Annotated in this window: 14 protein-coding genes; 7 read left to right on the top strand and 7 right to left on the bottom strand. The window is 41.6% G+C overall.

Annotated elements, in window-relative coordinates:
* Window positions 1–299: 299 nt before the first annotated feature.
* Window positions 300–449: a DUF1540 domain-containing protein gene (locus NSS65_RS03525; RefSeq protein ID WP_072367870.1), complete on the top strand. Its 150-nt coding sequence runs from the start codon at window positions 300–302 to the stop codon at window positions 447–449.
* 200 nt (window positions 450–649) lie between these two features.
* Window positions 650–1729 carry a DUF3900 domain-containing protein gene (locus tag NSS65_RS03520; protein ID WP_046314067.1) on the top strand — a complete coding sequence of 360 codons (1080 nt, stop codon included), beginning with the start codon at window positions 650–652 and terminating at the stop codon, window positions 1727–1729.
* Between the two features lie 62 nt (window positions 1730–1791).
* Here the strand turns inward: NSS65_RS03520 and NSS65_RS03515 are convergent, their stop codons facing one another.
* Window positions 1792–2994 carry an MFS transporter gene (locus NSS65_RS03515; RefSeq protein ID WP_046314069.1) on the bottom strand — a complete coding sequence of 401 codons (1203 nt, stop codon included), beginning with the start codon at window positions 2992–2994 and terminating at the stop codon, window positions 1792–1794.
* 102 nt (window positions 2995–3096) lie between these two features.
* Between NSS65_RS03515 and NSS65_RS03510 the strand changes: the two genes are divergently transcribed.
* Complete coding sequence (locus NSS65_RS03510; RefSeq protein WP_046314071.1) at window positions 3097–4005, top strand: LysR family transcriptional regulator; 909 nt, start codon at window positions 3097–3099, stop codon at window positions 4003–4005.
* Window positions 4006–4039: 34 nt separating this feature from the next.
* Here NSS65_RS03510 and NSS65_RS03505 read toward each other — a convergent pair whose 3' ends face one another.
* Window positions 4040–4519 (bottom strand): YbaK/EbsC family protein, encoded by a 480-nt coding sequence (locus tag NSS65_RS03505; protein ID WP_034282772.1) that lies wholly within the window; start codon window positions 4517–4519, stop codon window positions 4040–4042.
* 145 nt (window positions 4520–4664) lie between these two features.
* Here NSS65_RS03505 and NSS65_RS03500 point away from each other — a divergent pair, with 145 nt between their 5' ends.
* The gene (locus tag NSS65_RS03500; RefSeq protein WP_046314073.1) at window positions 4665–5864 is read left to right on the top strand and encodes an MFS transporter; all 1200 of its coding nucleotides are present in this window, start codon (window positions 4665–4667) and stop codon (window positions 5862–5864) included.
* Between the two features lie 17 nt (window positions 5865–5881).
* On the opposite strand, the gene NSS65_RS03495 is transcribed toward NSS65_RS03500, so the two are convergent.
* Window positions 5882–6613, bottom strand: a complete 732-nt coding sequence (locus NSS65_RS03495; protein WP_326135381.1) for a MurR/RpiR family transcriptional regulator — start codon at window positions 6611–6613, stop codon at window positions 5882–5884.
* A 197-nt stretch (window positions 6614–6810) separates the two neighbouring features.
* Here NSS65_RS03495 and NSS65_RS03490 point away from each other — a divergent pair, with 197 nt between their 5' ends.
* Window positions 6811–8139, top strand: a complete 1329-nt coding sequence (locus NSS65_RS03490; RefSeq protein WP_326135378.1) for a 6-phospho-beta-glucosidase — start codon at window positions 6811–6813, stop codon at window positions 8137–8139.
* A gap of 34 nt (window positions 8140–8173) precedes the next feature.
* On the opposite strand, the gene NSS65_RS03485 is transcribed toward NSS65_RS03490, so the two are convergent.
* A complete protein-coding gene (locus NSS65_RS03485; protein WP_326135376.1) occupies window positions 8174–8821 on the bottom strand; it encodes a DUF3885 domain-containing protein in 648 nt (215 codons plus the stop codon).
* A 113-nt stretch (window positions 8822–8934) separates the two neighbouring features.
* On the opposite strand from NSS65_RS03485, the gene NSS65_RS03480 reads away from it, so the two are divergent.
* Complete coding sequence (locus NSS65_RS03480; protein WP_326135373.1) at window positions 8935–9135, top strand: hypothetical protein; 201 nt, start codon at window positions 8935–8937, stop codon at window positions 9133–9135.
* Window positions 9136–9145: 10 nt separating this feature from the next.
* Here NSS65_RS03480 and NSS65_RS03475 read toward each other — a convergent pair whose 3' ends face one another.
* Together NSS65_RS03475 and NSS65_RS03470 are read right to left on the bottom strand one after the other, a co-directional pair.
* A complete protein-coding gene (locus tag NSS65_RS03475; protein WP_101676681.1) occupies window positions 9146–10057 on the bottom strand; it encodes an NAD(P)/FAD-dependent oxidoreductase in 912 nt (303 codons plus the stop codon).
* A 65-nt stretch (window positions 10058–10122) separates the two neighbouring features.
* Window positions 10123–10560, bottom strand: coding sequence for an Rrf2 family transcriptional regulator (locus tag NSS65_RS03470; RefSeq protein ID WP_061110512.1), 438 nt, complete (start codon window positions 10558–10560; stop codon window positions 10123–10125).
* A 184-nt stretch (window positions 10561–10744) separates the two neighbouring features.
* On the opposite strand from NSS65_RS03470, the gene NSS65_RS03465 reads away from it, so the two are divergent.
* Window positions 10745–11116: a hypothetical protein gene (locus NSS65_RS03465; RefSeq protein WP_046314086.1), complete on the top strand. Its 372-nt coding sequence runs from the start codon at window positions 10745–10747 to the stop codon at window positions 11114–11116.
* 90 nt (window positions 11117–11206) lie between these two features.
* Here NSS65_RS03465 and NSS65_RS03460 read toward each other — a convergent pair whose 3' ends face one another.
* The gene (locus tag NSS65_RS03460) at window positions 11207–12532 is read right to left on the bottom strand and encodes a 6-phospho-alpha-glucosidase (protein ID WP_046314088.1); all 1326 of its coding nucleotides are present in this window, start codon (window positions 12530–12532) and stop codon (window positions 11207–11209) included.
* Window positions 12533–12548 lie beyond the last annotated feature (16 nt).

The raw sequence follows: 12548 nt of genomic DNA, 5'->3' as shown, positions 1-12548 counted from the left end.
AAAATCAGTACATGTACCCTCATACTTTGTCCGACATCAGGTTTTGAATCTACTCTATTCATATGTCGAAATGAGAGAGTGTGCCACCTAGCATTTAACTATTTTTACAAATAAAAAAAGAGCGAGATTCATATTCTCGCTCTTCCAAAGTTTAAATTGTATATTTTCAGGGTAGATGGTATGATAAACATGTGCATAATCAGCACAAACAGCCTCTTTCTACAAAGAGACTACTAGATTGAATGAATTCAAGTGGCAGCTTGCTTCATTCTCAATATGAATCACGGAGGTGAATTCCCATGGCACAAAACGTTCTTTGTGAAGTGAACTCTTGCCGTTTTTGGGCTGAAAACAGCTGTACCGCTTCTACCATTAAAATTGGTAAAAACACGATGACTGAAGTGACTCGTAATACTGAAACTGATTGCGAAACATTTGAAACAAAATAATCTATTTTTCTCTGAGATGAAGGAACTGGCAGGTTCCTTCTTTTCTTTTATCATTCTATCAAGAATGATAATTATTATCAAGTGTTTTTCAATAAACATTTCTCGGGAAATAATGACACGATATTTCTCCATTCGTTGACGATTTTCACTCCTTTTTCTATACTCAACATATCCGAAGAAGAAAAAGTGGTGACCTATCAATGGATTTTACGATACGTTTTCTCTCATTCTTTGTCGTGGAAATCGAAGGCAAAGATGAACAAGCAAATAAACGGTTTAAACATTATCAAACACTAGATCAAGAAGAATTTGAACAAAGTGAGCTGAAGGACTTTTTAGACGGTGAGCTGAAAAAAATCGTCAAACGAAAAGTGGACAGACACCCTAAATCTGAACAAGTACCGACCAAAATTGGCCGATTTATTGTAGAACCCGGTCATGAGCTCGATTCAAATCCCAACTACAACCTATTTCATCAAACGAGATTTGCAGATACAAAAGAATTGTTTAATGAATGCAGTGAACAGTTTGTTCGCACATATTTAGATACAAGTGCTGTCAGAGGCGGCGTTTTTTTAGTTGCTTCTGCTGTTCCAAAAAAGTATTTCGATGATTCCTTTGTCTTTATTATGAAATGCGATTTCGAACAGAAAGTGGCTTCTATCGCTGATACATCTACCTTGATTAGAAAAGTCGAAATGGCCATTACGACAAAAAACATGAAATCAATTCAATACCCGTTTATGCCAGAAGAGGGCATGACTGAGGAAGCTGAAGTGAAAATTCATCAATCTTCACACGCTCGTTATTTTGAGGACTTTTTGAAATTCGTCGAATACGGTGAATCCATGCCTGAAATCATGAAATCACAGGTCATGAATATGGTACAGGAACAGGTTTTTGAAACATTACAGGATGAAAGTGAAGAATTAAAGCAGTTTGAAGAGGATCTTGAAATATGGGAAGCGAGTGAAAAGCGAGAAATTAGAGAAACACTCGATACAGAACAGATCACACAAGCGGCCTCCCATATTGTTGAACAAACCCCTGATATCACAATGAAAATGCGTCTAGGCGAAACGGAAATCAAAGGTCTTCTAGCAGACTTTGGCCAATCAATCCATATTGCAAAGCTCAACAATCGATATGTCGTGCTCGTTGAAGCAGATCAAATCGTCTTCGAAAAGGGAAGCACACCTGTTGAGTTTCATAAACCAAATGGGTTAAAAGAGGTGGTCAGCCAGCTGACGCAAAAAGCCTATGATTCAGATCTAGAATAAAAAAACATGACTGCCTCTTGCATTCAGCGCATGAGGCAGTTTTTTGTATAACGCTTGATTTATTACGCTGGATCAGAAGAAACATGCAGCTCCCTGCCTCTTGCCCACATGCTGACAAGCAATAAGCTTATGATGAGCATCAGCCAAAAGACGCTGCTTGATCCAAAAAACTGAATCATCGTATACCCGCACAAGGGTCCTAAAGCCGCTCCCATATCTTGAACAAAGGAATAGCTTGCGAGGAAGCGGTTTTTATCTGTTTGAGCAGACGCTTTTTGAAAAGCAAGCGTGTCCGTTAATGTCGTTAAGATTGTTGAGAGGAGCTGGATCAAAAGCAGCATCACAAGAAACCAGCCGCTTACCTTCAGCATGACCGCTAGAAAACTGAGACCTCCAAATGAAAGAAACATCCAGCAAAGCGTTCGTTCCTTCATCACAAGACGATCAAACCATCTGCCTGTTTTCGGTGCGACAAATGGTTCCCATCCCCATCTGAGCGCTTGAATGATTCCGCTTAAAGCCGAAGCTCCGATAACAAAGCCGAACAGAGCAAATTCACCATGACCGATCCTTGCTTCAATGACATGACTGAGTGTTGATGCGAATAACCCTTGTATCACAAGTGCGATCAGCATACCTGTCATTAATACTTTTACAACATCCCGTGCAAGCCACCTCTGTTTGATGACTTGATACACCTGCCCCTCTTCTCCCTTTTCAATCTCATCCAAAGAGACATAAAAAATGACCCCTAGTAATGTGAGTAAACCAAAAACTAACGTCATGGACTGGAAGCCCATCAGGCTGGCGAATATTCCGCCAAATAACATGCCGAATAAACTGCCAAGCCGGTAAAGTCCATTATAAATGCCCGTATAATGCCCTTGAGAGCTTTCCTCCATCTCAGCAATTAATCTCATTCCACTCATACGCAATAACGTCCATGCCAGCCCCCAAGCGCAGCGGCAGATCAGCAGCAGCCAAAAACCACTCACACCATATAGCATCGTGGTCACTGAAGCAATCAAAATAGCGATCAATACACCAGTCTTCATTGGGACAAACCGATAGAGCCACCAAACGACAGGCGTTAGCGGGATGCGGATGAATCGGTTAATGGACAGCAGCAGCCCGACCTCCCAAATAGACGATAAACCAATCTCTTTCCAATAAATCGGAAGAACAATATAAAGCATTGAATCCCCAATCAGTGCAAATGCTGTGATAAGCGATATTGACACCACTTGCTTTCGACGATGATCCATTTCCCTTCCCCCTTCGCTATCTTTACAATAAGCGATGCCTTATAATAAATCTAATGAATGTTTTTGATTAAACCATCAAAATAATTGATAGGTGGTGCAAAGTTGAATTTACATGCCCTTCGGATTTTTGCAAAGGTCGCAGAGACAAAAAGCGTTACACAAACAGCAGACGTACTGTCATTGACACAGCCTGCTGTGACGGCTCAGCTTAGAAGCATTGAAAATGAGATCGGTTTCCGTCTTTTTAAACGAAATGGCAGAGGCATTACACTTACGGAAATGGGGAAAATTCTATACCCTTATGCCCGGCAAGTGTTCGAGGCTGAAAAAGAAGTAGAATATCAGATCACACTTTTACAAAACGGAAAAAAGGGGCGGCTCCGCATCGCTTCTACCTATGTACCACTTAACTTTTTACTGCCAGATTGGCTTGCTGCCTTTAAAACATCTTCACCACAGACAGAAATTGAATTAAAAAGCGGAAACTCCGCTCAAGTTTTAGAGAGCCTGCTTCAATATGAATCAGATGTGGCCATCGCTGTGATCGAGGATCTGCACCATGAGGAGATTCTCACCTCTCATTTAACGAATTTAAGCTATGATTTTATTGTGCCGGCAGACCATCCGTTGAACGGAAAAACTGTCCCGCTAGAGCGCCTGAGTCAGGAGCCTTTTTTGATGCGTGAAGAAGGCAGTTCCACAAGAGATAAGCTCTTTTCATTATTTACCTCGAAAGGGATCAAAAAACCAACCGTTGATTTACAATTCAGCGGTGTTCATGAAGCGATTCAAATGATCAAAGCTGGATATGGCATCACACTTGTTCCCCGTGATGCGGTTCATGGCAGTCTCAAGCGGCAAGAAATTGGGCGCGTGTACATTGAAGGCATTGAGATCGTCAGACCGGTTGTTGTGTGCAAACGGGCGAATGATCTTGAAGAAAATAGAACCGTGGATGCCTTCCTGCAAATGAAAGGTATCGGTCCATTTACTACGCCTGCTGCCAATTAAAAAAGTGCCTGCTTCTGAAACAGGCACTTTTTTTCTATTCGGCTGGCTGCACGATGTCAAACGGTACAGCTTTTGAGGCTTTCACTAATTGTTCTGGTGTGATGAGGATTTCATTTCCCCATTCGCCTGCCCCAACACCTAATATCTCCTCTTCTAATAACGAAGCCTCAATAATGGTGCGGAATCCTTCTGGCTGCCAGCAAAACGGCGGAATCGAGCCAATTCGATAGCCCGTCACTTCAAGAACCTTCTCCGGTGAAGCCATTTTAATATTACGGGAGCCGGCGGCTTTCTTTAGTTTCCCTGACTTAATATGCTGGTCAGCGCCAACCATCACAAGCAGCTGCTCTCCTTCTCCTGTTTCAAAAATCAATGTTTTAATCATTTGTCTTTCACGAAAACCAAGAGCTGCCGCTACATTTGCTGCTCCCTTCTCTGTTTCGGCAGAAAATGTTTTGATCTCATATGGGATCTCGTGTTTGTCCAAAAAGTCATGAGCCGGTAATTTTTTCAATCGATTGAACCCCTTTCCTTACAATGTCCTTCATTTAGCTTATCACAATCTTCTCATCCTTAAGATGTATTTTTCAATGGAAAGCCTATGGACCCTTCATCACCATGCTATACTAAACTTGTTTTTGAAAAGGAGCCGGTTTGATATGGGAAACAAGTTTTGGTGTTATACAAGCAGTAAAAGCCTTCTCATGCTGAGTGATATTTTATTTGTGATGACGATCACGTTTGTCATTTATCAAGATACACAATCTGTTGCCTATGCGGCTGTATTTCCGCTGATTAGAACAATATGCCAGCTATTGGCTGGGCTCTTCTCTCCTGTTTTAACCGATTACTTTCAAGCTGGCCGCCTATTAAAATGGGTCCCGCTTTTACGTCTTGGGATGCTCATCGTGTTTACAGCCCAATTTCATTTGTTTCAGCAGCACATGGTCTGGTTGTTTAGTGCGCTTATTTTGATTTCCCTCACAGGCGGGTTCATCAGTCCTTTAATGCAGGCCATCATGCCGATGCTTGTGAAAGCAAATCAGCTTGTGAAAGCAAACAGTACAGCCTCCATTTTACATCAAATGATTCAAATCGCCGGCTATTCGTTCACTGGAATGCTCGTCCTATGGATCGGGCCATTTTATTTAATGTGGATCACTTGTGTCATGATTGTGTTGTCTTATCTATTATTCATCCCTGTCTTTCCTCTTCTCAAGCAAGAAGAGACGGTTCGAAAGGCAAATAAGATGAACAGCTTCAAAGATGGATGGACGATCATTTGGAGAAATAAAACGGTGCGCACCCTGACATTTATGGATGTTTGTGAAAATATTGCGGGTGCTGTGTGGATCGGAGCAATTACGCTTGCCTTTGTCACCCATGATTTAAAGCAAGGTGAGGAATGGTGGGGATTTATCAATGCCGCTTATTATACAGGTGCCATCATAGGCGGGCTCTTAGCTGCATGGATGAGTCAGTTTATCCAAAAACAGCTTCTCCTCTTTATGGCAGCTGGTTCATTCATTTATGCAGTGCTGACCATTGTCTATTCACTGAACAGCCTCCCGTGGCTTGCTTTGCTGCTTTGTATTTTGATGGGGCCTGCTTATCAAATCCGAGATGTTTCGCAGCAAACCATTCTTCAAACGGAAACGCCAGTACGTGATTTATCAAAGGTGTATTCGGCTCACTACGTCCTTTCTTCAGTATCGGTCGGTTTGTCTATTTTCTTTGTTGGATTGATTGCAGATGTATACGGGGCGAGGTCTGTGTATTTGCTAGGCGGTCTGTTTGTGCTCGTCTGTTCCGGCATTGCCATCCTTGCTTTTATGAAGCAGAAAAAAGAGAGCAGCTGATGTATGCAGCGGCTCTTTTACTTTTCTTTTAACATCGCAAACATGTCACGGGCCATGGCTTCTAAAATATACACAACTGGCGTCTGTGTGGTGATATTGGCTCTGTGGACCCGTTCATCTGTGACGTAGTAGGCAATATTTAAATCTGAAATGCGCGAAATCGTGCAGTGCTGGTTATTCGTAATACTAATGATTGTGCTGCCTTCTCTTTTTAACTTCGAAATATGATCAATTGTAATACTATTCTCCCCTGATACAGACAGCACAATGGTAACACTATTGTCTAAATACTGCATATTCATCGGGAAAAACGGATCGTTGATGTAAAATGAAAATTTCTCAAGACTTGAAAAGTACCTCGCCCCATACTGCGCCAAAATGCCAGAACTGCCAGTCCCAATAAACAGCACATTTTTTGCCTTAGCAATGAGCTTCGCTGCCTCCTTAATTTTCCCCTCAAAGTCTCCCTTCAATGTTCGTTCAATAAATTCATATAGAAAGTGCTGTGTGCTTTTTAAAGAAGGTGTCTGCTCTGATTCTAAATACATTTTGAGCTTCACTTTAAACTCTGAAAAGCCATCACAATTTACTTTTCGGCAAAAGCGAAGGACAGACGAGGTGGAAATATGTGCAGCATCTGCAAGGTCTCGAATTCTCATGTACACGACCTTTTCAGTGTTTTCCATGATATATCGGTATAAAGCGCTTTCTAGTTCATTAAAGCTGGAAATGACCTCACTTGAAAACATCTGACTTCCCCTTTCTCCAACAACATGTCACAATGTGTTTCTTTTATGTAACAAATCTCTAAATAGGGCACCCTTGCCTAAAGACGCTGAAGTCATTTACGCACGCGATGCTCTCACGATAAGCTATTGATGTACACAATAAAAAAGACTTTTCTCTATTATAACATTGCGCGTTACATTATTCGGAGGTGCAGAACATGGCAAAAGGATTAAAGGTTGTCACAATTGGTGGAGGATCAAGCTATACACCAGAGCTTGTAGAAGGATTTATTAAACGATACGATGAATTTCCGATTAGTGAGCTTTGGCTCGTTGATATTGAAGCGGGAAAAGAAAAGCTTGAGATCGTCGGAAATCTTGCAAAACGCATGGTCAAAAAAGCAGGGCTCCCAATCGAGGTTCATTTAACATTAGATCGCAGGAAAGCACTTGTAGATGCTGATTTTGTCACAACACAATTCCGTGTCGGACTTCTTGAAGCACGTATGAAGGATGAACGCATTCCTTTAAAATATGATGTCATTGGTCAAGAAACAAATGGTCCAGGAGGTCTATTCAAAGGACTTCGCACCATTCCTGTCATTCTTGATATTGTCAAAGATATTGAAGAGCTTTGCCCGAATGCATGGCTTGTGAATTTCACAAATCCAGCTGGTATGGTCACTGAAGCCGTTCTTCGTTATTCAAACCATCGCAAAGTCGTTGGTTTATGTAACGTGCCGATCGGCATTCGCATGGGAATCGCCAAAGGGCTTGGTGTCGATGCAAGCAGAGTCGAAGTCAGCTTTGCTGGATTAAACCATATGGTCTTTGGACTCAATGTATTCTTAGACGGCAAAAGCATCATGGATCAAGTCATTGAAGACATGGCTGATCCAAACTCCAGCATGTCGATGAACAACATTCAAGCGATTCCGTGGGATGCTGATTTCTTAAAAGGGCTTGGCGTCATTCCTTGTCCGTATCACCGCTACTACTACAAAACAAGTGATATGCTGGCTGAGGAAAAGAAAGCAGCAGCAAATGAAGGAACTCGTGCTGAGGTCGTTCGCGCATTAGAAAATGATTTGTTCGAGCTTTACAAAGACCCTGATCTCGACATCAAGCCGCCACAGCTTGAAAAACGAGGCGGTGCCTACTACAGTGATGCGGCTTGTAACTTAATTGCATCCATTTATAACGACAAGCATGACATTCAGCCTGTGAACACGATTAACAATGGCGCCATCAGTGACATTCCAAATGATTCTGCAATTGAACTCAACTGCGTTATCACAAAAGACGGTCCTAAACCAATCGCTGTTGGTGAAATGCCAGTCGCTGTCAAAGGACTCATTTCTCAAATTAAATCCTTTGAACGTGTAGCTGCTGAAGCAGCCGTGACAGGCGATTACAACACAGCTCTTGTCGCAATGACCATCAACCCGCTTGTCCCATCAGATGCCATTGCAAAAAGCATCCTAGATGAAATGCTAGAAGCACACAAAGAATATTTGCCGCAGTTCTTCAATAAAGTAGAAGCATAAAAAGAAGCCGCACTTGTCGAAAGTGCGGTTTTTCTTATTTCGCTGCAAACACGCGGTCCATCTGAGGGCGATCATAGTCTAATAGCCAGTGCTGTAAGCCTTCATAGACTGGTCTTAAACGCTCTGGATCTGCCGCAATGAGATCACAGCCTCGATCATCATATAAGTGAAATATCATTTTTTTCGAGAGATTCATTAGGTAAATTTCATAACCATGCTTCCCCTTCAAGATTTGATTCGGTGCATAGAAGTCTTCCTGGCAGATCGCATGGAGAAGCGGACGCAATCGAATGTCTTGCAGCTGGCATTTGAGTGTAAATCTCTCTATTGTCAGTGAATCTTCTATTTCTGGACGTACATAGGTCAAAAGCTCATGACGCAATCGGTAACGCATTTTCCGATTGACATATTTTTGATAAACCAAGAGCTGACGCTTCGTTAATTCATGTTCATGTTCTGTATACACATCCGTTACAAGCAGCATCTCGTCTTCTGGATCAAAAGCATATTTCACAATCTCTAAAGCACGATCCCCCGCTTTTTCTAATACAATCGATTCTTTTCCTAATGACCAATCTGCCAATTCAAACCGAAGCCCGATAGGCCACTCATAAAAAAGCGGCGGCGTGAGGATAAGATGAGGAAAATGACTTTTTAGAAACATATTTGTTTGACCACTCATTTGCTTTCCTTTCACTCGTTTTATTTTTCATTTTACCGTTGAAACATATAGGAAAACAATTGGAAATGAACTGTCATTTCTTATATGATAGAAAGAGATGGAGGTGTGGCCAATTGAAAAAATGGTTTTTACAAGTGTTCCTTACAGCACTGATCACCATGTGGATACAGGCTGGACTTGATCAAGCGAACATCATTCAGATCACCAATGTATGGGTCGATGTCAGCAGCTGGATCCTGATCTTCTTTGTCATCTACGCACTTTTTGAATGGACATCTCACGTCTTAGCAAAACGGAAAACCGTTCATCGCTGAACATCTCTTTTCATAGAGATGTTTTTTCTTGAAATTCTTCTTGCACAAGTTCATGAATGACGCCCATTCCTGCCTGGCTTCCAGCTGCTGCTGCGAGAACTAACTGAGCAGGACCGCCTAAATTATCACCACATGCAAAGACACCACTGACGGTTGTACGTCCAAGAATATCTGTTTCAATACCCGCATTCTTCGTCATTTGACAGCCAAGCTTTTCGGCAAATGGGGCTGACTGCTTGAATTCACTTGCGACAAAACCGCCTTCCCTATTCACTATCTCCCCATTCGCAAGCTGTAGAGAGCGCAGCTGCCCATTGTCATGATCAATCGACACAATTGGCACATCAATGACTTGAATAGAATGTGCCGTCAGAAGCGTCTTGTCTTCTTCAGCTAACATGTGCCCATTCGTAAACACGATCAAATCCTTTGTCCAATTGGAAAGAAGTTTAGCCATGTGCAAGGCTCGCTGATTCTCTGCAATGAGGGCAAGTGCTTTCTCCTTTAATTCCCATCCATCACAGAAAGGACAACTAAACAATGTTTTTCCGTACACATCATGAATTCCTTCGATCTCTGGCAGTATATCCTGCAATCCAGTTGCCAAAATGATTTTTTTCGCTTCGAATGCATCCCCCTCGTGTGTCAGTAACGTAAAGCTTTCCTCTTTCTTTTGTATATCAACAATTCGACTTCGTTTGATTTGGATATGAGGGTATTTTTGAAGATCTGCCTCTCCCGCTTGTCTGATTTCAAACGGTGTCATTCCATCATTTGTAATAAATCCATGTGATTCCTGCGTCACTCGATTTCTTGGCAGCTCATCATCAAATACAATGACCTGCTTTCTGCCTCTTCCTACAACAAGTGCTGCACTTAATCCGGCTGGCCCGCCTCCGATAATGGCACAATCTAATAACATATCAATCTCTCCTTTTTTATTAAAGATTTTAAAGACTCTTAATATCTATAATCAGTTCAAAAAAATCACACGTTGAAAAATGGATTTTTTTCTGTTTGCTCAAGTTGGTTCGCAATATCAATTAACCGTTTTTGACTTAATGTCTCCTGCATTTTCGTTTCAACATCCTGCATAACTTGTTCAATCAAACAGCCATCATGAGGCATGAAGGAGTCATGCTCTAAAGAGCAGCGAAATAAATTCGTTTGCCCTTCTACAGCCTGAATGACATCTAAAAATGAAATGTCTTCCTTTCGTTTGATAAGGGTGTACCCTCCCTTTGCACCAGGTGTTGATTCAATCAGTCCCGCCTTCACAAGCTTTGTTAAAATTTTGGATAGATAGGTTGGTGAAAGGTCTTGTATCTTAGCAAGAGGCTCAACGCCAATCGCTTTACCCTTTGGCGCAAGAGTTAAAAACACCATCGTATGCAGCGCATAGTTGGTTGCTTTAGAATATTTCATGAGGAAACTCCTTTCTATCTATTATAGACCTTTTATATCTGTAAATGATCATAGATGATTCAAGAGAAAAAAGCAAGAGTTGTGAATCTGCTCCACTTTTCATTCCACATTTCACATTTCCTTCCGATAATAGAAGTAAGCACGGAATAAAGTTTTGATTGAGAACGAGAAGGAGTGAAGAAAAATGTCAGATCAGCAGCACAATGCAGCACACGAAGAAGAAGAAGAATTTAACGTATACGACATGCTTCCGCCGGCAGGTACAATCATCGGAGAAGCAACAGAAGAAGAAATGGAAGCCGCAGCAGCACTTGAAGTGAGACACGTCGCGTTCATGCGCCTTCAAGATATGTTCATTCAATTTGATGGCTCGTCTTACAAAGACTTATTAAAAGACTTCCAAGAATTCGAATTGGATTCCACAAAATTCTGGAGAGCCATTGCTAGACGTCTTCAAATTCCATACGAATGGCCAATCCGAATCGACCACGCAAACGGCCCTATTTATATTGGTGAAACAGAGGATAGCCGTGAGGTTGAGGAGAGTGCGGAGTAAGGGGGCCTTTTCCTCTCCATTACAATACATCGGTTAAAAAAACAAATAAGCAATATGAGCGCTGTGACGCCCATATTGCTTATTCTCGTGTTATGTTAACTCTGGCCAAAATGCTTGATTTGCCACAATTAAGTCGTCTAAAATATCTTTTGCTACTTTAGCACTTGGCACCGTTTTCGATAATGTGATGGCCTGCCATAGTTTTTGATAGGATCCTTCTTCAAATGCTTCTACTACTAATTTTTCTACGCCAACTTGCTGCTCCATGAGACTTTTTTGAAATCTAGGAATCTCTCCAACTACTAATTTTTCTGGACCGCTGCTGCCAACGATACAAGGAATTTCAACCATGGCTGTTGGATCAAAGTTCCTAATAGCGCCATTGTTCTCTACGATCATCAGCATCCGTTCCTTTTTATTAAAAGCAATGGCTCGTGCCAAATCAACGATATAGGAAGCGTGCTCATCAATGGTCAGCTTTGTTTCCTTTGCAGTTCCTTTATCAATGATGGCCTGACATTCACTAAAAACAAAAGCTTCCCGCCCCTCCATCACTTCATTGGCACGCGTGAACTCAATATTTGAATGTGCCACTTCTTCATCTGGAAATAGATAGTATTTCAAATACGTATTCGGTACCGTTTTTGGATCAAGTGCTTGAATATCTTTGGCCTTTTTTAATGTGCTGTTCCAGCTCTTCTGCTGTTCTAATTCAGATGTTCCATCTGTTGCATAACCATGCTGGCTTACATGCTTAATTACCTCAGGCATTAAGCTATTTCCAGCTTTATCTCGAATATCTGTCCACCAGCCAAAATGATTTAAACCATAGTAATCGACTTCTAGTTCTTTCCGCGAAGATAAGCCTAAATTTTTTGCAATTAATTCTTCGATACCAATTGGCATATCACATATGTTTAAAATCTTGGCATTCGGCCTTAGCTTACGTGTTGCCTCTGCTACTATCGCTGCAGGGTTCGAATAGTTTAACATCCAAGCTTCAGGTGAGTATTTTTCCATATAATCGACAAGTTCTAATACACCTGGAATGGACCGCATCCCGTAAGCTATTCCGCCTGGACCGCATGTTTCCTGTCCGACGACTCCATGCTTCAATGGAATTTTCTCATCTAATTCACGCATTGCATATTTGCCGACACGAATATGTGCCATTACAAAATCGACTTGAGTAAAGGCTTCTTCTGGGTCCGTGCTTGCCAGTAATCGTACTTCTGGTGCTCGTTCTTTTAACATAATCTCACATGCATCTGCAATCGTCTTTTGTCTAGCTTCATCATTATCATAGAGTTTAATTGTATGAATCGGGAACTCCTCTAGATAGTCTAACAGCATCAAAATGATTCCCGGTGTAAATGTACTTCCGCCTCCAGCGATGGTAATATTAAATTTTTTCATCATATCCAGCTCCTTT

This window comes from Bacillus sp. FSL K6-1006 (assembly GCF_038593175.1).
Lineage (GTDB): Bacteria > Bacillota > Bacilli > Bacillales > Bacillaceae > Bacillus > Bacillus safensis.
Note: the sequence above shows the minus strand (reverse complement) of the source record. Positions and strands in the feature narration are given on the sequence as shown.